This is a genomic window from Pseudomonas sp. PvP009 (assembly GCF_017832995.1).
Lineage (GTDB): Bacteria > Pseudomonadota > Gammaproteobacteria > Pseudomonadales > Pseudomonadaceae > Aquipseudomonas > Aquipseudomonas syringae.
This window is the reverse complement of sequence record NZ_JAFIBG010000001.1, coordinates 1,727,513-1,747,088: the sequence shown is the minus strand read 5'-3', so window position 1 is coordinate 1,747,088 and position 19,576 is coordinate 1,727,513. Positions and strand designations below refer to the sequence as shown.

Genomic DNA, 19,576 nt, shown 5'->3' with positions numbered 1-19,576 from the left:
AACATTAACCAAACAGATGGTATACCTTCGTCGCGCTCTTCGCATTCTGGATTTGAGTCATTTCTTCGACAACCGCTTGACGCTCGCCGGTTGCAACATCAATCAGTTGCCTGTAGACACCCAATAACTCCTCAAGGTTGCTGCGCAGTGCAGGTTCGTCGTCGGGCGCTTCGCCGACCACCGCGTCGACGCACTCGCGACATGCCAGGTCCAGCTTGACGATAGCCTCCCAGTCACGATCTGCCAGCGCGCCTACCAAGGCTTCGCGGGTTTCTTCGATACGCTTGAGCGCAGCACTCATTATTGTTCTCCTCAGGCCAGCAGATTATTGCAGGGTGCCGATAGCGTCCCAGCCTTCCTTGACGGTGATCAACAGGCCGGCGACTTCATCGAGTATCTTCTGATCATTACGGGCGTTGGCTTCCGCCAGACGCGTCATCATGTAGTGATAGAGGCTGTCCTGCCTGGCCAGCGCACCGCCGGGCGAGCTTTCCAGATCCAGTCCCTCACGCAGGCCGCCCACGATGTCGATGGCCTTGCCGATGAGCACGCCCTTGCTGGCGATATCCTTGCGCGCCATAGCGCCCTTGGCCTGAGCGATGCGGTCAAGCCCCCCCTCCATCAACATCTGGACCAGACGATGAGGGCTTGCTTCCGAGGTCTGAGCCTGGGCGCCGATTTTCTGATACTGCCGCAACGCTAACATCGGATTCATAATGGGCCTCGTAACAAATCCAGAATACTGATACTCAAGCTATCGACGCAGTGCCCGGAAACTTTAGCCTAAAAGCAAGAACCCGACACAGGGTCGGGTTCTTGGCACTTCTGCACTCGTTATTTACGAGGCGTTTTTCTGGGCGTTCATCGCGTCAAAAATCGACGTAATGCTTGAAGCAGTCGCTTTTAGCTGCCCGACGATCAGGTCCATTGCGTTGTATTTCTTGGTGAGGGTTGCCGTCAACGTCGTAATACGACGATTAAGCGCCTCTTGATCGTTGGCCAGTCTCGTCTGCACTTTATTGAGGATCGTGGCCTTGCCAGCAAGAACGCCGTCAGCCTTCGTGTAAGGCTCAAGCGCTTTGTTCATGCGTGCGATCAAGCCACCCGAGCTCGTGCCGTCAGCAGCGGTCGTACCGGTGAACATCGCCTGTATCTGGCTGCCCAGCTTCTTGTCGCTCAGCGCTGTGGTCAGGTCGGCCGCATTCAACGACAACTTACCGTCAGCCTGCTGAGTCTTGATCCCCAATTGCGACAGGGAACTCAAGCCGGCATTCGACGTAGCCGTGGCAATCTGGTCACGTATCGTTGCCAGCAGCGCACGCGGCGTGGAATCGCCGGTCAACGCGGCGGCCGTGTATTTACCCTGACTGTCGACAGTACCCTTGGTCAACGACGACACCAGTGAAACCAGTGTGTTGTAGGAGTCGACGAACGACTGCAATGACGTTTTCAGACCATCGGTATTAGTGGCTACCGTGACCTTGGTCGATGCCGAAGGATCAGCAGAAGCGCTGGGCGCGACCAGTTCGAACGTCAGACCGGAAATCGCCGTGCTCACGGTATTGGTCTTGCTGGTCAGACTCAAGCCATCGACCGTGAATGCGGCGTCCTTGGCGACATCGGTAATCGCACCGGCGCCAGTACCCGAGGCACTCATCAACTTGGTGCCATCAATGTTAAGTGCTTCCTGGCCGGAAGACCCCGTCACCGAGATGTCACTGCCCTTGCCGGTGGTCGTCGAACTGAACACCAGCCTGGAACCGTTGTTGTCGTTGATAATGTTGGCAGTGATGCCTTTACCCTGCAGCGTCGAGTTGACCTTGTCGCGCACTTCCTGCAGCGTCGAGGTCTTGTCGATCGCCACGTTGTAATCAGTGCCATTTTGAGTGATTTTCAGAGTACCACTCGGAATAGCACTCGCCTGCGTCGAGCTCAGCGCGGCGGTAGCCACCTTCGAAGGCGTTGCCAGCTGGCTAATGTTGATCGCGTAGGTGCCGTTGACTGCCGTGTTGCCCGCTGTGGCCTTGACCACCGCTTCATTGGAAGACGTAGCAGCAAAGCCCTGAAAGGCAGGCGTGGTGGAACTGGCAAGGGTGTCCAGTGTTTTCTGGAACGCAGCCAGTGCAGACGTCAACTGACTGACACCCGACAGCGATGCAGTCGTTGAGGCACTTTGCTTGTCGATCTGGTTTTGCTTGGGCGTCTTCTCGGCGTCGACAAGAACCGTCACGATATTGCCGATCGCCAGGCCCGAACCCAAGCCTGTTGAAGCTGAAATTGGACTTGCCATGTTACTTCTCCCTTCAAGAATGCCGCCGGCTTTCCTGCGCTTTCAAAGCACCGGGCAACCTGCAACAAATACCGTACCGGTGTTCAAGCCTTGGCGCGAAACAACAAACTGTTCGCATCACTCAGGCTATCGGCCAGCTTCAGGATTTCTGCATTAGGAATCTGTCTTACCACTTCACCCGAGTCGCTGGCAATGACCTTGACAATGACTTTGCCAGAATCTTCGTCAATCGAAAACTCGAGATTGCGCTTTACCTCGTGAAAGAACTTCTGGATGTCCTCAGCGGCTGCCTTGACTTTGGCATCGTCCTTGGAATCATCCTTGTGCAGACCGGAGCCTTTACTTTCGGCCGTTGCGGCAACGCGCTCGACGGGCGCCTTATCAGCAGGCTTGTCAACCGACGCATCCGGCACAGGGGCCTGACTCACCGGTAGAACGGCCGGATAAGTCACGTTCAACTTCACACTCATATCCATGACCATTACCTCAGAAAGTAAAAAAGCGAGAGAGCACTGTTAAGTACTCCCCCGCTAAAACTCACGCCGCTATTACTGAAGCAGTTTCAGTACTGCGGATGGCAGCTGGTTAGCCTGAGCCAGAACAGAGGTGGAAGCCTGTTGCAGGGTCTGTTGCTTGGTCAGCTGTGCAGTTTCAGCAGCGAAGTCGGTATCCTGGATACGACCCAGTGCAGCACTGGCGTTTTCGTTGATGTTCTGCAGGTTGGAGATGGTGCTGGTCAGACGGTTTTGTGCAGCACCGAGATCAGAACGCGTGTTGTTGATGGTCTGCAGAGCCGAGTCGATAGCTGCGATTGCGGCGGAGAAGTTAGTCTCTGCAGCAGCACTGTCGGAACCGACGATGGTGATTGCCGAACCGACACCCAGGGTGTTTGCGTCAAAGCTGGCGCTCAGAGTCAGAGTGATCTGGTTCGAAGAGCCGGAGTTGGAGCCAACCTGGAAAGTCATGGTGCTGGCAGAACCGTTGAGCAGCGCTTTGCCGTTCAAGTTGGTGCTCGCGGAGATACGAGTCAGCTCGGAACTCATCTGGGTGAATTCTTTGTTCAGCGCAACGCGGTCAGTGTCACTGTTGCTGTCGTTTCGCGACTGAACAGCCAGTTCACGCATACGTTGCAGAATGTTGGTCGACTCTTGCAGCGCGCCTTCAGCGGTCTGAGCAATGGACATACCGTCGTTGGCGTTTTTGATCGCCATGGTCTGACCTTTGATCTGCGAGTTGATCTTGGTGGCGATGTTCAGGCCAGCAGCGTCGTCTTTGGCGCTGTTGATTTTCAGACCGGAAGACAGACGAGTCATCGAGGTCGAAAGGGCGTCGGAAGCGCGACCCAGGTTCTTCTGGACGTTCAACGATGCTACGTTGGTGTTTACTGTTAAAGCCATGATGAATTCCTCGTTGGTTTGGTACTACGTGGCTTCCGGCCCCTGCAAGCGCCGGGTGTGCCTAGAGAACCTTCGTAATAGTTATCGTCGCGATGGCAGGTTGCTTGAGTGTTTTTTTTTAATATTTTGCCATCACCGTGACACCCCTTATAAAACAAGGGTTTGGGGCAAAATCACACGACGAAAAAGAGAGGAATTGATGACAGTGAGAAACAGGGTGAGGCAAGCGTGTTGCGTAGCGAAGTTCAAAATGTGACGGGGATCACAGTTTAATTTAAAAACGCCCGGGGAGTTATCCGCAGGCGTTCTTTGTAAGACGAGTCGAACTCAGTCTTTATAGATAATTGCAGAGCCCCAGGAAAGTCCCACACCAAAGCCACTCAAGGCGACCCGCTTCCACGAAGAGCCAAGCACATGCTTTTCGATCAGCAACGGAATACTGGAGGACACGGTGTTGCCGGTTTCGACCATGTCCTTGAGAAACTTCTCGGGCTTGTCTTCGAAGCGCCGCGCGACCGCATCGACGATCGCGGCACTGCCCTGATGAATACAGAAGGCATCGATATCGTCAGGGGTCAGATCCGACTCGGCCAATAGCTCATGCAGATGCGCCGGGACTTTCAACAGTGCGAAGTTGAACACCTGACGACCGTTCATGAAGAAAATGCCGTTGCTGACCTTCAGATGTGGCGCACCGGAACCATCGGTACCGAACTTCGCCTTGCCCAGCTGCCATTCGGCACCCTCGCCCATCCAGGTGGCCGTCGCAGCATCTCCGAACAGCATGGTGGTATTGCGATCTTCCGGGTCGACAATTTTCGAATACGGGTCGGCAGTGATCAACAGGCCATTTTTCAAGCCTGCCGCTTCCATGAAGCCCTTGATTGCGTAAATGCCGTACACATAGCCGGAACAGCCCAGCGATATGTCGAATGCAGCGACATTGGTCGACAGCCCCAATTTGTCCTGAACGATGGCTGCAGTATGCGGCAGCCCTTCCTCGTCGCCATTCTGGGTGACGACGATCAGCACATCGATGCTTTCGCGCTTGAGCTGCGGGTTATTGGCAAACAGCGTGTTGGCTGCCTCAACGCACAGATCCGAGGTTTCCTGGCCGGCGTCTTTGCGCGGCAGGAAGGTGGAGCCGATCTTCCCAAGGATGAATTCTTCATCCTTGCCGAATTTGGCGCCTTGAGCGTAGTTATCAACACCTGCAACAGGCACGTAACTCGCTATGCTTTTAATGCCAATCATCATGGCTTCCCGATGAGTAAACAGGTCATTTTCCGTCCCGACGAAATCGGGGCGCTACCGAATAGGGGTGATTTACAGACATTTTCAGGGCGCTTGGCAGGTTAAAGCAAGTCAGGCGCATGTCGCTCCCTGTAAAACAATACAGTGGAGATGCACTTTATGACCCGCAGGTCACTCCCGTCTGCATGCTTTAGGATAATTTGCGTCGAGGGAACATGCACTTGAACCTTGCCGACTGCTCTCTGCGAGGAAGCCTTCAAAGTGAAGAACCGGCCGCGAAGCAGCCGGTTTTACGGGGGTGAACGACTCAAACAGCCAGAGTGAAGCCTTTGCCGTGGAGATCCAGATTGACGTTGTAGGCTTCATCCTGCGCGAACTGCGATGACCACTTGTCCATCAATGCTTCGCGCGCCTGCTGCGGGGCATGCAGCACACCGGAATGCACCACCTGCACATGCGGCGTCCATACGGTCAGGTAGCCGGCTTGCGCAGCCTTGAGGCACAGGTCGACATCGCCCAGCGCTTCGGCGAATGCCTCTTCATCCAGGCCGCCCACGGCGTTGTACAGCTCCTTGGCAATCATCAGGCAGGCCGATGACACGGCAGAGTAGTTCTGCTCGACCACCAGCCGCTGCATGTAGCCGGTCGCGGTCTTGGGCTCGCCGACGAACCCCGAACCCACGCCGCCATTGAGTCCCAGCACCAGACCGGCCTGAGTCACTGCGCCTTCGCCATCCACCAGCTTGGCGCCTACCACGCCCACTTCCGGGCGCTGCGCCTGGTTGAGCAGTGATTCGATCCAGCCGACATTGACGATCTGACTTTCGGCATCCAGCAGGATCAGGTATTCGCCACCGGCTTCCTGGCTGATCAGATTGCGCAGGGCTGCAGGGCTCATGCGCTGTTCGGCACGGAACACTCGAACACGACCCGACACCTGCTCCTGCCGGGCAAGCCAGGTCGACAGTTCGGCAGAGGTGCTGGCGTTGTCACCGATCAGCACTTCATAACGCTGATAGCGGGTGCGTTGCAGAATGCTTTGCAGGCAACGCTGCAATTGGGGCAGGTTGTCCTGGCTGTGCAGCAGGATCGAAACCACCGGCCGATGGGCGTGGCGATAATCGATCTTGTAAGTACCAGGCTGCGCCGAGCTGATTTCTGCCTGATAACCGCGCTTGCCAAGGTGGCGCTTGAGCGCTTTTTGTTCGTCCGAGTTGTCTTTCAACTCGGGCGCATCACAGATCAGCAGCGGTTCGCTCAGATGGGCCAGGCCACTCATGCCGCCCTGCTCGATCAAGCGCAGCAACAGATCGAATTCCAGCGCCTCGGGAAACTCGCGCGAGTAACCACCCGCCTCGACCAGCAACTCGCGACGCACCAGCCAGTGACGAGCCATCAATGACGGCAGGCTTTGCAGCAGATCAAGGTTGAAACCAGGGCGAAACACCGGGGCCAGCGTGCCATTGGCTTGACGCTGAACCTCATCCACTGCAACAGCCCGGCACTGCGCCGCATCGATCAGCTCGGCGCTGGCCAGCAGCAGACCGCTGCGGGTGAACTCTTCGCCGGCCTGCGCGAGCATCAGCCAGTCGCTGGGCGACTGTTTGACGACCTGATTAATCTTGTCGACGTAATTGCTTTCGGTGACTTTCACAAAGTGCAGGGTATTGTGCAGCGTGGTCACGGCTGGCAATTCCCCGGTGGTGAACACCACCACCCTGAAGGCCTTGTAATGACTGTTGATCAGGCTGTCGAACGTGGACTGCAGCTTGAATACGTCAGCCTCAAGGTCCAGCAACAGGATACCGATCTGCGACCCGGCCGGTTTGCTGGCGAGCTTGTCGCTGATCTGCTTGAGGGCCTCAGGCGCCGGATCGCGCGAATCGAGCCAGTTGAGCAGTTGACCGGAAGCCATGCTATCGAGCAGCCGACCATTGTCGAAAGCGGATGCCGCCTGCAGACGCTGGCTCCACGCCGAAACCTGTTCGATCTGCTTTTCGCTGTCCTTGCCTTTGCCGCTGATCAATTCCGCGATCAGGCTCTTCACGACGCCGAGGTTGAAAGCGTAGGTTTCGTAGGCGTACCACAAGCGGCTGATGCGCGCCTCGGCGTCCGGGTTGCTCTGCTCGCGCAACAACTCGGCCTGCTTGAGCAGCGCCGCTTCCACCCCTTCCAGCTGCAGACGGCCCGCCGGCATCAGATGGATGAGGAATTCGATTCTGGCCAGTTCATCGAACAGTGCCTGGTTGTAAAACGGCATTTCGACGAACTGGCGAGGCTCGAAGAGCGCGTCCGATTGCTCAAGGCCGACATTCCACACCGCGCTGATGATTTTCTCATCGCCCTGGAAGCCCTGAGTCTTGAGGCATTCGCCCATGGCGGCAAGACCGGCCTGAATCTTCTGTTCGCCCTGCGCGCCTTCACCGAGCAGCGCGACCAGTTTTTTGGCGAACGCATCGCGGGCTGTCCTGGCTTTGGGATCAGTGTGCCTGACGGCGGCGGCAATGGCCGCGCCATGGCGCAGCTCGGCCTGCTTGCCCGAGGTGAAGTGCAGCGCATGAGGGACTGGCAGGATGCGCAGGCGAGCCGCCGCAACCAGATAGTTCATGTGGCCGATTTCCTGCCAGTGCGGCTCGGTGTCATCGGTAACCGAGGTAAACCACTGCTGCGCCAGCTCCGTGCGCGTCACAGCGCTGAGCAGCGACAGGCTTTCGCTCATGAAACTCAGAACCCGCTCACCCGCGTCATCCGAGGCATAGTCTTCGCAGGTTTTGCGATCGCGACGGAAATAGTCCACCTGACCGACCTGCGCCTGATAGCTCAGGCTGTAGCCTTGACAGGCGCCGTAGGTCGGGTTGGCCTCAAGAAAGCTCAGCGCTGCGCTCAGTGCATCAGGCAGCAAAAAACTGTCGACCGGAGCCTGAACCACGAAGGGGGTGGTCACCTGCCTGAGCCCCTCGGCGACCCTGACGCCAAGGCTGGCACTGGCCAGCGCGTCGCTGTGCAGGTAATGCAGGCCTGCTGTACCGGCAATCTCCGCATCAGGCTGGGCTGACGCATCGACCACTATGAGGGTGCACGGAAACTGGCTGTAATACTTCAAGGCGCGGCGCAGGAAGTCTGGCTGGTCCTTGGCCATCAACAGCAGGGTCAGGCGCTGATTCAAAGCGGTGTGTTCATTTCCCGAATGGCTTTGCATGATCTTTCCTTATAACGAATCGATTGCGCCTTCAACCGCAGCGGGCGTTGAAGCAAGAGCGTAGCGTGGCCGCACCAGCAGACAACCCGCTGGTGCGTGTTCAAACGGATCGGATCAGTCCGGCAACCAGCCGTTGGCCCAATATTGCAGGTTTTCGCCGCGCAACATGAAGTCACGCAGTACTGTCTCGCGCAACTCGTCGCCCATGCGGTAACTGGCATTGGGGTCGGACAAGTGCATGCGGATCGCCTGCAACCACTCTTCGGAGCTGTTGGTGTACACCCGGGTCGCTGGCAGATGGCCGCGATACGCCTCGGTGTCGGAGCAGATCACCGGGTAGCCGCAGGCGCCGTACTCAAGCAACCTGAGGTTGCTTTTGCAGTCATTGAAAATATGGAATTCCAGCGGCGCCAAGGCCAGATCAAGGTTCAGGCTGGCGAGCTTGGCCGGGTAGGTTTTCAGGCTGACCCCAGGATGGAACTCATGGATATAGGGTTTGAGCAGGTCCGGGCACATGCCGAAGAACACCCACTCGACTTCATCTGCCAGTTCGCGCACCACATCGACAATCAGCTCCAGGTCCCCCCGGTGGCTGGTGCCGCCGCCCCAGCCGATACGCGGCTTGTCGGAGCTGCGCCGCTGGGTTCTCAGGTTGCTCCACAAGTGGGTCGCCAGCATATTCGGCACGACACGAATGTCGCTGTGCATGCTCGACAGCACCTCGGCCAGCGGATGAGTCGACACCACCACACGGTCACACAGGCCTATGCCTTTGCGCAGCATGGCACCGATGTTGTCCGGCATGTTGCGCTTGTGCTCGTTGCGCTCGGGGACATCGGCGATATAGTCATCGAGTTCGAAAATACGCATGGCGCTGGAATAGTTCTTCGCCAGTTCGATGTCCGGAACCTTGGCTTCTGTGTAACGGCCCTGGAAAACGATGACATCGGGCGACTCACGCTCTATTTCGACCGGCGTTGCGGTCTCGTAAGTCATCCGGCCAACCACCCGCCCGGCCGCCATCAACTCCAGCAGTGGCTGGCTGACCCGGTAGTGACCCACCGCCGAAGAGTTGACCGCCATACCGAAAATGGACGGCAGATGGCGGGTACAGAACGGGCTCCAGCCTGCCAGCAGACCGGGGTCCAGAGCGAACGACAGCGCCTCGTTGAGGTACAGATTGGGGTTGTAGGCCTGATCCCTGGCCATTTTCGGCAGCCACTTCTGGAAGAACGATTTCTGCTCGTTGTCGAGTACCTGACGAGACGTCTCGTTACGTTCAGCGGCGGCAGGCTCAGCCAGTACCAGCGATGAATCCGGAGTACCGACGATCAGGTAGCCCTCGCGCCCGACGCGCATGCACAGGTCCAGGTCCTGCAGCCCCTGGGTGAAGGTCGTCGCCTCCAGTGCGTCGACGGCATCGAACACCTCTTTGCGCACCATCAGGCAATTGCCGCTGACCGCGCTCCAGTTCTGGGTCAATTGCAGACGCTGCATGTAGCCGCTGGCCCCTGCGGGGAAATTGACGAACGGCCGACCAGCCAGGCCATCCATGCCCATGACCATGCCTGCATACAGAATATTGCCTTGCGGATTGAGGATGCGTGGGCCGACGATCCCGACTTCAGGGCGCTGAGCATGGTGAACAAGCCCCTGCAGCCAGTCCGCCTGATGAATCAGGGCATAGGCGCTGAGCATCAGCAGATAATCGCCACGCGCCTGTCCGGCGGCGTGATTCTGGGCAATTGCCTCGCTGCCAGCCGCGGACAGGGAAAAAATCCGCAGCTTGTCGCTGCCCAGCTCACTCATCGCCGTGAACCATGCCCGGGCTTCAGCGCTTTCGCTGGCGTTGTCGACGATCAGGACTTCGTAATTCGGGTAGGTGGTGTTGCTGAGCAGGCTGTCTATGCAGCGCTCCAGGGCGCCCAGTTGATCCTTGGCGGTGATGATGATCGAGACCAGCGGCAACGACGGGTGAACGTACTCGATGCGATTGAGCAACGGCAACTGATCGTGATGAATCACGTGTTCTCTGCCAATCCGTGACAGGTGGGCTGCAACCAAAGGCTCGCTGTGCTCAATGACACCGGGCAGTGACAGCCAGTCAGCGAATGCCAGACGCGACTCGACCTGCACTTCGGCAATGTGCTCGATGCTCTGCGGCCCTGCCCCCTCGACCAGACGCCAGATCACATCGTGCGGGGCGAGTTCATCGAAGGCCGGATCGAAACCGCCCATGTCGAGCAGATTTCGACGTTCGAACGCCAGCGTGCGCCCGACATAAGGGTAGGCACGCAGCAGGTCCAGGTTGAAGCCGGGTTTGAATATCGGCTCTCTGGACTCGTCCTCGACCAGCGCGCCTTCGTCGCTGTAGACACACAGCAGCCCGGGGATCTGGGCGATACGCTCGGCCAGAATCAGCAACGCTGGCTGCGTCAGCCGGTCACCGGCGCGCAACAGGTAAACCCAGTCGGCACTGTCCAGCAGTGGCAATACTTCGTTCAGTTGCCGAGCCCAGTCCGGCTGCAGAGAAAAACGCAGCACCTGCGGATCGTCGACGCTGGCGTTGGTCAGCACCACCACCGAGTCTGCGGCATAGTCCTGTTCGGCCAGACTGCGCAAGGTGATATCGAGGGCCTCGGCATCGCCATCCGGGTCGATGATCACCGGCACGATACGTGGCTGCCAAGCCCAACTGACAATGCGCTGTTCCAGCAACTTTTTTTGCGGCTCGGAAAACCGGCGGCAGGACAGCCACTCGGCGTAAAGCTCTGCGTAGCTGTCACTGCTGCTGCCGACGCGGCTCATCATGATGCCCTGACGACCAGCCATCACCCCGTAAAGACCGACCTCATCCCACTCGCGCGGCTCTTCTTGCGCGCGACGCAGAGGCAGAAAACGCACCCAGCCCTGGGCCGGTGCGTCTTCGCCGCTACGCGCCTGGAGCATTTCGTTCAGCCAGCCCCATTCGGTGGTGGCTTTCTGGTGCATATCGCCCTGACTGCTGAAGCGCCCCGGGTGCAAGCGTTCGGTGCTCTGGATACTGTGCAGCACAACGAGATTGCCGCGTCGCAGCAGGCAGATGAACAGCGTGAAATCCAGCAGCGCGACGAAACCCTGCGGCAGCGCAATGGACGGCAGGTATTCCTGTACATCGGCGCGACGCATCAGCGCGCCACTGAAGCCGCCCAGATAGTTACGCGGCGTGCGCTCGAAAATCGCCAGCATGTCCTCGCCCTTGAACACTGCGTCGTAGGGCACGAGGCCGACGTTTTCCATGCGGGCCGGCAATACATAATCATCGACGTCCACCAGATGGCGCTTGCTGACGACGAGTTGAACGTCCTTGTAGGTATCGAGGGTTTGCGCCTGATAAGCAACGCAGTAGTTATAGAGGCGGTCGTCATCACAGAGAAATTTGATGTACTCGCCACTCGCCTGCTCCAGACAATTGAGCAGATTGCCCTGAAACCCCAGGCGCTGAGGATTGCGCAGGTAACGGGCCCGATCACTGTCGGGAGCCACCAGTTCGTCGAAAATCGCCTTGATCTCGTCGGTACGGCAATCATCACAGACGATGACTTCGAGATTGTCGTAGACCTGGTCCAGCGCACTTTGCAGCGCTGCGCGGAAGAAGCGCGGATTGAGGGCGGGAATGACAATACTGACGAGAGGGACTGAATTCACTATGACTGACTCGCGAGCGGCTGGGGACCCTTCAGTCGAGTGGCCCCCCTCACCGCTGAAAAAAGACGGCGGATGCTCAACGTCAGAACTCAAAGCTGACTGAACAGGTTCAACTTGGATAGCATGGTAAACACCTGCTGAGAAGCGTCCAGCATGGTTTTCTGCAATGTCAGGCGGGTGGTCGCCTCGACGATGTCGGCATTTACATAAGTGCCTTGCTCAGTGGTGTTGTTGCCTTTGAGCAGATCGTTGGTCGTGCCTTGGGCGGTTGCCGCCAGCTGACGCGCACCGCCACTGGAACGTGCCGTAGAGGCTTGTTCGATGGAACTGCTCATGTTGCCCAGCGCAGTGTTCAGCGCCGCCGTCATATTCTGCGAGGCCACCAGGTTGCCATCGGTGGGCGTCGACAGGGCTTTAATCGCCGCGGTCAGCGTATTCAGGATGTTCTCGGTCTGGTGTGTGCCGGATTCGACGATGAATTGGTCGCCTGCAGCCGGTGTGCCGCTGATATTGAAGTTCACGCCGGAGGCATTGGCCGTCGAACCGGTCATGGTGCCGCTGGACACTGGCTTGCTGTTACTGGTCAATGGCGCAGCATACAGGTCGTAATCGGTCGGGCTGGTGAACTTGAGGATTGCGCCTTCTGTGGGGAAGGTATTGTTGAACGCGGTACGGTCCGCAGCGGTATTGCCCACGGCAGAGCTGCTGACTGTCGCCGTCGAGGTATTGCCGGCGCTGCGCGCTGTGGAAACACTGTCCGGTGTCGACGCCAATTGGTAGCTGCGATTGGTCAGCGCCGCATCTGCGGTGGCGTCCGAGACCCGGTCAGCGGCAGGCAGGTTGACGTTGAGGGTCATTTCCACGCCGCGGAAGGTGAACGTCTGGGCATCGAACGAGCCGTGGGAAAACTTGCCACCCGACGACGTATCGGAACTCACGTCAGTGCCACTGGCATCAGTGATCTTGAACTGCGTGCCACTGAGAAAGGTCAGCGTGTAAGGTTCGCCGCCCTGGTAGCTGGCGTTATAGGTCGGAGTGGACGTCACCAGGCCACCGCTGAGGCCGATCTTGCCGTCATCGGTTGCAGGAGAAAGCAGTGTGGCAGACGTACGGGTAGTGTTGACCGACTGCTCGAAAGCCTCGAAACCCGTGGTGTTGCTGGCCATTACCAGGCCGTCGCCTACCGCCAGATTGACGCTGGTCTGGTCGCCCTTGTAGCTGTAAGAGCCGTCAGCGTTCTGCGCGTACGGTGGCGTCGACGCCTTGGAACCTGAAAATATGTACTGACCATTCGGGTCCTGGCTATTCATCAAGCCCAGAATCTGGCTCTGGTACTGCTTGAGCGCCGAAGCCTTGGCGAGACGGTCGGAGTCGGTAAACGCGCCACTGCCCGCCGAGACGATCTGCTCACGCGCAGCCTGCATCGTGTCGATGATGCTGGTCAGGGTCGTTTCGGTGGTCACAACGTTGGTATTGATCGTGCCGATATTGGTTTCGTACTGGGTCAGCATGGAGTTCTGCTGGGCCAGTTGCAGTACGCGCGCGGCACCCACCGGATCATCGCCCGCGGTATTGAGCTTGATGCCGCTGGAGACCTCTTCGCTGGTCTTGTTCAGGTTCGAATAGTTACGCTGATAATTGGTGTTCGTGGATTCGAAGAACTGGGTAGTCGAGATACGCATGGCTCACGATTCCTTAAAGACTGTTGATCAGCGTGCTGAAAATGGTTTGTGCCGCCTTGATGATCTGCGAAGAGGCGGTGTAGTACTGCTGGTACTTGATCAGGTTGGACGCTTCTTCGTCGAGCGATACACCCGAGACCGAATCACGCGACGACTTGGCCTGGCTGACCACGGCCGCAGTGGCGGTCACATCGTTCTTGCTCTGGCTGGCCAACGTACCTACCACAGATACCGTACTTGCATACGCACCGGACAGGCTGGTGCCCACACCACCGTTGATGACGCCGACAGTCTTGGCGGTCTGCAGACCTGCCACCGCCAACGCATTGCGGTTATCGGACGAGCCACCACCGGTCATGCCGATGCTGAACGTGTCATTGGCAACCGGCGAGCCGGAGATAGTCATTTGCAGTTCAAAAGCGGTTTTGCTGCTCGGCGTCGTCGTAGTGTCAGTGTAGCCAACGTTCAACTTGACCGTGTTGGCCTGGCCCTGAATGATCGAACCGCCGACGGCGTTGCCATTCTGGTCAAGCACCGCACCGCCACTCGCATTGATCAGGGTGTAGCTCTGCACGCCGCTGCTGTTCGCAGCACCCATCACCAGTTTCATCGGGGTGGAGGATTTGAGCGCATTACGCAGGTCAGCGGTCTGGGTGCTGTCGTAGATATCGGACTTGGTGTTCAGCACCGGCTGAGTGAAGCCACCGGTGCCGGAGTTGCTGCTACCCGCCGTTGCCGTCAGGGGCGCCGCAGCTGCAATGTCCTTGGCATCGGTCAGCGCCACCGAAATCCCCGCCGCGCCAGTACGTGTCGGGATGACCTTGAAACTGTCACCCGCCGCCAGCGTATTGCCGTTGAGGCTCACACTGAAGCCTTCGAACTGCTTGGGCGGATTGTCAGCCAGCGAACCGGCCCCCACGCTCTCGCCATTGGGCAGGCGGCGCACGCTGAAATTCGATGAGTCGCTGAACGTCACTTCATAATCGTTGGCGGTCAGCTTGCTGGTGTCGCCGATCGTCACGTTGAGGTTGCCGGAGCCGACACTGTTGGTGGTTTTGCCGATGCTGCGCTGGGTAATGGCATCCGCACTGTTGATGCTGGAGTACAGGTTCGAACCAAAGTTACCCTTGCTGTCGATACCCTGATTCATCTGGCTGTTGACCTGATCGGACAGCACCATCGCGGTACGCCCCAATTCATTGGTCGCGGGCACCAGCACTTCGTTGCGATAACGCAACAGACCACCGATCGAGCCACCCGTGAGCACCGAGGTCACATCCGTCTGGGTCTGGCCGTAGGCAACCTGCACGTTGTACTGCAACGGATCGGACGGGCTCGGGCTGGCCGACATCTTGTAGGACGTGCCGCCACTGACCAGTGATTGTCCGGTGCCGGTATAGATGTCGAAGTTGCCGTTGTTCTCGACAACCTTCACACCGACCAGCTCGTTGAGCTTACGAACCGCCTCGCTGCGCGAATCGAGCAAGGTATTTGGCGTGGCATTGCCCGCCGACGCTTGTGTAATCTGCTTGTTCAGGCTCGCCAGGGTGGTGGTCAGTTCGTTGACCTGCTTGGTGAACGTGTCGAGCTGCGTGTTGACGTTGTCGTTCTGCGTGGACAGCTGCGACGACACCGAGTTGAAGCGTGCACTCAACGCGCCAGCCTGGGTCAGGAACGACGAGCGTTCGGCCGACTGCGTGGCGCTGGTGGCGATGCCCTGCATCTTGGTGAAGAAGTCCGCCAGTTGCACGGAGATCCCCGTCGCACTGTCGGACAGCAATGTATCGGTCTTGCTGGCCTGACCGGAATAAGCCACTGCATCCGCGCTGAGGGCGGTGCTCGATTGCAATTGGGTGTCCAGATAGCCGTTGTAGATGCGACGTACGTCGGACAGCGTAGTGCCGGTACCGATGTAGCCTACACCCTGACCAAGAGCGATCTGCGCCGACGCCGTGGTCAGCACCTGCTGACGCGAGTAACCAGCGGTATCCACGTTGGCCGTGTTGTTACCGATGGTGTTGATCGCGGCACTGCTGGCATTGATACCTGAGAGCCCAATTGAAATCAGCGACATGAGTCAAACCTTATAAAGTCGTGGAAGAGCCCGCTGCAGCGGCGTAAGTCTGGTAACTCTTCATCTGCTTCGCAATCTGCGAAATCTTGCTGGCATAGTCCGGGTCAGTGGCGTAGCCGGCCTTCTGCAATTCTTTTACAAACTGTTCCGGTTTATCGGCCGAATTGACCACTTCTTTATACCGGCTGTTGTTCTGCAACAGACTGACCAGGTCGTGGAAGCTGTCGGCGTAGGAATCGTAGGAACGGAAGTCCGCCGTTTCCTTGACCATCTTGCCGTCGCGGAACTCGCTGGTGATCGCGCGTGCTTCGGCACCCTTCCAGCTGCCCGCCGCCTTGATGCCGAACAGGTTGTGGCTGCTGCTGCCGTCCTGCTGACGCATGATCGATTTGCCCCAACCGGTTTCCAGTGCCGCCTGCGCCACCAGCATGACCGGGTCGACGCCGATTCGTGCTGCGGCTTCCTTGGCCAGTGGCAGCATGGTTTCGACGAACTGATCGGCGTTGCTGAACGCACGCTTGGCCGGTGCCAGCGGTGGCTGGGCCATGGAGCGCACGTACTCAGGCGCGGGTGCCAGGTTCGGATCAAGAGTCCAGTCGCCGTTGTTGCCTGTGCTGCCAGCTGTCGCGCGAGCAGGTACCGGGCTGTTGCTGACCGCCGCTGTAGCGGAAGGCACGATGCCAGCCAGCAGACGATCGGTGAGCTTGGCGGGCAAGGACAGACGGCGCGAGTTGAGCATTGCCATGTCATTGCGCCCTTCTCCGGACGCCGATGCCGCAGCCGCCGCCTGATCGGCAGCCACCGAGCGTGTGGCCCACAACGGACGCTGGTAGACACTGGTCGCCAGGCCGGTCTTGGCCGGCGCAGCGTCGGTAGCGGCCGTTGCAGCCTTGGCGGCGTCGGTCGTATTGATCGGCGCGGCGTGGTTTATCCCCTTGTCTTTCGACAATTGGCGCATCAGCACGTCCTGCAAGCCGATACCGTTGCCACGGGTGGACAGCGTGACCGCCAGTTGCTGGTCATACATATCCTGATACTGCCGCGTGGCCGGGGTGTTCATCGGATTGTCCTTGGCCAGCACTTCGTTGGCCGAGCGCATGGCCTTGAGCATCTGGCTGACGAACAGCGACTCGAACTCGCGGGCCACTTTCTTCTGGTTTTCCACACTGTCCTTGTCGCCATGCTTCAGCGACGCCAGACGGTTGACGTCGGTATAGGCACCCGAATCGACCGCCGACGAAATTCCGCTCTTGGGCATATCCATGCTCGAATCCTCAGATCACGATCAGGTCGGCTTGCAACGCGCCGGCCTGCTTAAGGGCTTCGAGAATGGCCATCAGGTCACCGGGCGCAGCGCCCACCTGATTGACCGCGCGAACGATCTCATCCAGCGTCGTGCCTGGACCGAACTTGAACATCGGGTGCAACTCCTGCTGGGCATTGACCCGCGAGCGTGGCACGACCGCAGTCTGACCACCGGACAATGCGCCCGGTTGGCTGACGATCGGGTCTTCGGTGATGGTCACGGTCAGGCTGCCGTGGGTCACGGCAGCAGGCGAAACCTTGACGTTCTGGCCGATGACGATGGTGCCGGTCCGCGAATTGATGATGACCTTGGCAGCGGTCTGGCCCGGATCGACTTCCAGGTTTTCCAGAATCGACAGGTAGTCGACACGCTGGCCCGGATCAAGCGGTGCGGTCACACGCACCGAACCACCGTCCAGCGCCTGAGCGACGCCCGGGCCCAGCAATTCGTTGATCTTGTCGACAACCCGCTTGGCAGTGGTGAAGTCGGAGCGATTCAGGTTCAGGGTCAGGGTATTGCCCTGATTGAAACCGCTCGGCACCGAACGCTCGACCGACGCTCCGCCAGGAATGCGCCCCGACGACGGAACGTTGACAGTGATTTTCGAGCCGTCACGACCTTCCGCATCGAAACCACCGACCACCAGGTTGCCCTGAGCGATGGCGTAAACGTTGCCGTCGACACCTTTCATCGGTGTCATCAACAGCGCACCACCGCGGAGGCTCTTGGAGTTACCGATCGAAGAAACGGTGATATCGACCGTCTGGCCCGGTTTGGCAAATGCTGGCAAATCTGCGTACACCGCAACTGCTGCAACGTTTTTCAACTGTACGGTGCCAGAGCCGGCCGGGACCTTGATGCCGAACTGCGACAGCATGTTGTTGAAGGTCTGCAGGGTGAACGGGGTCTGGGTGGTCTGGTCACCTGTACCGTTGAGACCGACGACCAGACCGTAACCGATCAACTGGTTGGCCCGTACGCCGGAGATGCTCGCGATGTCCTTCAGACGCTCGGCGTGGACGCCGAACGCTGTGGACAACAACAAGGTCGCCGCTATCAGTTGCTTGAGCTTGATCATGTTTATCCCGCTATCAGAAAGGGAACAACGGGCTGAGGAAGAACCGGTCGAACCAGCCTGGCTGGCTGGTATCGGCAAAGGCTCCGGTCCCCGAATAGGTAATACGTGCATCAGCGATACGGGTGGACGACACAGTGTTGTCGGTCGCGATGTCATCAGCCCGGACCAGACCGGCAATGCGCACCAGCTCGTCACCGGTATTGAGGGTCATCCACTTCTCGCCACGTACCGCCAGAATGCCGTTGGGCAGCACATCCGCAACCGTCACGGTGACCGAGCCGGTCAGACTGTTGCTCTGTGCGGCCTTGCCGTCACCCTTGGTGGTCCGCGCGCCGTTGTAACCGGCGTTGAGGCTCAAATCATTGCCGCCAATCGGGTTGTTGGTGGTCAGACCCGAACCGAACAGCGAGGTCAGACCAATGCTGTTGTTGCTGTTCTTGGACATCGCCGAAGTGGCCGCCTTGCTCGCCGCCATACGCTCGGAAAGCGTGATGGTGATGATGTCGCCAATACGGAAGGCCTTGCGGTCACCGTACAGGTTCTGCTCGAAACCGGCCTGATAGATGGCGCCATTGTTGGCAGCCGCCGACATGGGCGTACGCGGCAACACCGGAGCGTAATAAGGGTCATTGGGCTTGGCCGTCGGCGCAACACAGCCGGACAGCAGGGTGATCCCGCACAATGAAGCGATCAACACTGAAAAACGCGGAACACTAAGGCGGTTCATGACACTTGAAACCTCGCGGTGTAACAGGCGCTTATCAGGCGCCCCATCGGATTGAGCGGTTCTACGAGCAGCGACATCAAGGACTTACAGGTTCTGCGTCAGGTTTTGCAGCATCTGGTCAGCGGTCGAGATCACTTTGGAGTTCATCTCGTAAGCGCGCTGGGTAGTGATCATGTTGACCAGTTCCTCAACGGTGCTGACGTTGGAGTTTTCCAGGGTGTTCTGCAGGGTCGGACCCAGGCCGTTAAGGCCAGGAGTGCCGATCTGCGGCGCGCCGCTCGAACCGGTTTCCAGGTACAGGTTGCCACCCATGGCCTGCAGACCGGCCGGGTTGATGAAGTCTGCAGTCTGGATGTTGCCGATGATCTGCGGCGTAGCGGTTGCACCTGCCAGCGTGACGGAAACAGTACCGTCCTGGCCGACCGTGAAGGTCTGGGCGTTCTGTGGAACGACAATCGCAGGCTCGAGGGCATAACCGTTGGCAGTCACGATCTGGCCGTTGGCGTCGAGGTGGAACGTACCGTCACGGCTGTAGGCAATGGTGCCGTCCGGCTGGGTCACCTGAAAGAAACCACGACCGTTGACCGCCAGGTCCAGCGGGTTGTTGGTGGTCTGCAGGCTACCGGCAGTGAAGTTTTTCTGCGTGCCGACAATGCGCACACCGGTACCCAGTTGCAGGCCGGAAGGCAGTTCGCTGTCTTGGGTGGACTGGGCACCCGGCTGGCGTTTGATCTGATACAGCAGGTCCTGGAACTCGGCACGGTCACTCTTGAAACCCGTGGTCGAAACGTTCGCCAGGTTGTTGGAGATGGTGGTCAGGTTGGTGTCCTGAGCGGCAAGGCCGGTTTTGGCGACGTATAGTGCAGGAAGCATGTGTGTTCT

At 58.7% G+C, this 19,576-nt stretch carries 14 protein-coding genes; all 14 read right to left on the bottom strand.

The window, feature by feature from the left end; genetic code table 11:
• Window positions 1-4: 4 nt before the first annotated feature.
• The gene (gene fliT, locus JOE29_RS07735; RefSeq protein WP_003391333.1) at window positions 5-301 is read right to left on the bottom strand and encodes a flagellar protein FliT; all 297 of its coding nucleotides are present in this window, start codon (window positions 299-301) and stop codon (window positions 5-7) included.
• A gap of 24 nt (window positions 302-325) precedes the next feature.
• Entirely contained in the window at window positions 326-715 is a 390-nt protein-coding gene (gene fliS, locus JOE29_RS07730) for a flagellar export chaperone FliS (protein ID WP_024960291.1), read from the bottom strand.
• A gap of 123 nt (window positions 716-838) precedes the next feature.
• Window positions 839-2,290 carry a flagellar filament capping protein FliD gene (gene fliD, locus JOE29_RS07725; protein ID WP_044313308.1) on the bottom strand — a complete coding sequence of 484 codons (1,452 nt, stop codon included), beginning with the start codon at window positions 2,288-2,290 and terminating at the stop codon, window positions 839-841.
• Window positions 2,291-2,373: 83 nt separating this feature from the next.
• Window positions 2,374-2,766, bottom strand: a complete 393-nt coding sequence (locus JOE29_RS07720; RefSeq protein ID WP_003316799.1) for a flagellar protein FlaG — start codon at window positions 2,764-2,766, stop codon at window positions 2,374-2,376.
• Window positions 2,767-2,838: 72 nt separating this feature from the next.
• Window positions 2,839-3,687 (bottom strand): flagellin domain-containing protein, encoded by an 849-nt coding sequence (locus tag JOE29_RS07715; RefSeq protein WP_024682832.1) that lies wholly within the window; start codon window positions 3,685-3,687, stop codon window positions 2,839-2,841.
• Window positions 3,688-4,014: 327 nt separating this feature from the next.
• Window positions 4,015-4,941: a ketoacyl-ACP synthase III gene (locus JOE29_RS07710; protein WP_003316797.1), complete on the bottom strand. Its 927-nt coding sequence runs from the start codon at window positions 4,939-4,941 to the stop codon at window positions 4,015-4,017.
• Window positions 4,942-5,248: 307 nt separating this feature from the next.
• Window positions 5,249-8,140 (bottom strand): TIGR00180 family glycosyltransferase, encoded by a 2,892-nt coding sequence (locus JOE29_RS07705; protein ID WP_210079288.1) that lies wholly within the window; start codon window positions 8,138-8,140, stop codon window positions 5,249-5,251.
• A gap of 114 nt (window positions 8,141-8,254) precedes the next feature.
• Window positions 8,255-11,827 carry a glycosyltransferase gene (locus JOE29_RS07700; protein WP_210079286.1) on the bottom strand — a complete coding sequence of 1,191 codons (3,573 nt, stop codon included), beginning with the start codon at window positions 11,825-11,827 and terminating at the stop codon, window positions 8,255-8,257.
• A gap of 89 nt (window positions 11,828-11,916) precedes the next feature.
• Complete coding sequence (locus JOE29_RS07695) at window positions 11,917-13,509, bottom strand: flagellar hook-associated protein 3 (protein ID WP_024648360.1); 1,593 nt, start codon at window positions 13,507-13,509, stop codon at window positions 11,917-11,919.
• Window positions 13,510-13,522: 13 nt separating this feature from the next.
• Window positions 13,523-15,583: a flagellar hook-associated protein FlgK gene (gene flgK / locus JOE29_RS07690; protein WP_003347339.1), complete on the bottom strand. Its 2,061-nt coding sequence runs from the start codon at window positions 15,581-15,583 to the stop codon at window positions 13,523-13,525.
• A gap of 10 nt (window positions 15,584-15,593) precedes the next feature.
• The gene (flgJ, locus tag JOE29_RS07685; protein WP_003422153.1) at window positions 15,594-16,847 is read right to left on the bottom strand and encodes a flagellar assembly peptidoglycan hydrolase FlgJ; all 1,254 of its coding nucleotides are present in this window, start codon (window positions 16,845-16,847) and stop codon (window positions 15,594-15,596) included.
• 10 nt (window positions 16,848-16,857) lie between these two features.
• Window positions 16,858-17,967 (bottom strand): flagellar basal body P-ring protein FlgI, encoded by a 1,110-nt coding sequence (locus JOE29_RS07680; protein WP_003347335.1) that lies wholly within the window; start codon window positions 17,965-17,967, stop codon window positions 16,858-16,860.
• A 13-nt stretch (window positions 17,968-17,980) separates the two neighbouring features.
• Entirely contained in the window at window positions 17,981-18,694 is a 714-nt protein-coding gene (gene flgH, locus JOE29_RS07675) for a flagellar basal body L-ring protein FlgH (RefSeq protein WP_003316787.1), read from the bottom strand.
• 84 nt (window positions 18,695-18,778) lie between these two features.
• Window positions 18,779-19,567 carry a flagellar basal-body rod protein FlgG gene (gene flgG, locus JOE29_RS07670; protein WP_003404338.1) on the bottom strand — a complete coding sequence of 263 codons (789 nt, stop codon included), beginning with the start codon at window positions 19,565-19,567 and terminating at the stop codon, window positions 18,779-18,781.
• Window positions 19,568-19,576 lie beyond the last annotated feature (9 nt).

Excerpts from the sequence above, each read along its gene's own strand:
- fliD (WP_044313308.1), bottom strand. The coding sequence starts at position 2,290 with ATGGCAAGTCCAATTTCAGCTTCAACAGGCTTGGGTTCGGGCCTGGCG.
- JOE29_RS07715 (WP_024682832.1), bottom strand. The coding sequence starts at position 3,687 with ATGGCTTTAACAGTAAACACCAACGTAGCATCGTTGAACGTCCAGAAG.
- flgH (WP_003316787.1), bottom strand. The coding sequence starts at position 18,694 with ATGAACCGCCTTAGTGTTCCGCGTTTTTCAGTGTTGATCGCTTCATTG.
- flgK (WP_003347339.1), bottom strand. The coding sequence starts at position 15,583 with ATGTCGCTGATTTCAATTGGGCTCTCAGGTATCAATGCCAGCAGTGCC.
- JOE29_RS07720 (WP_003316799.1), bottom strand. The coding sequence starts at position 2,766 with ATGGATATGAGTGTGAAGTTGAACGTGACTTATCCGGCCGTTCTACCG.
- JOE29_RS07680 (WP_003347335.1), bottom strand. The coding sequence starts at position 17,967 with ATGATCAAGCTCAAGCAACTGATAGCGGCGACCTTGTTGTTGTCCACA.
- flgG (WP_003404338.1), bottom strand. The coding sequence starts at position 19,567 with ATGCTTCCTGCACTATACGTCGCCAAAACCGGCCTTGCCGCTCAGGAC.
- flgJ (WP_003422153.1), bottom strand. The coding sequence starts at position 16,847 with ATGGATATGCCCAAGAGCGGAATTTCGTCGGCGGTCGATTCGGGTGCC.
- JOE29_RS07695 (WP_024648360.1), bottom strand. The coding sequence starts at position 13,509 with ATGCGTATCTCGACTACCCAGTTCTTCGAATCCACGAACACCAATTAT.
- JOE29_RS07710 (WP_003316797.1), bottom strand. The coding sequence starts at position 4,941 with ATGATTGGCATTAAAAGCATAGCGAGTTACGTGCCTGTTGCAGGTGTT.
- fliS (WP_024960291.1), bottom strand. The coding sequence starts at position 715 with ATGAATCCGATGTTAGCGTTGCGGCAGTATCAGAAAATCGGCGCCCAG.
- fliT (WP_003391333.1), bottom strand. The coding sequence starts at position 301 with ATGAGTGCTGCGCTCAAGCGTATCGAAGAAACCCGCGAAGCCTTGGTA.
- JOE29_RS07705 (WP_210079288.1), bottom strand. The coding sequence starts at position 8,140 with ATGCAAAGCCATTCGGGAAATGAACACACCGCTTTGAATCAGCGCCTG.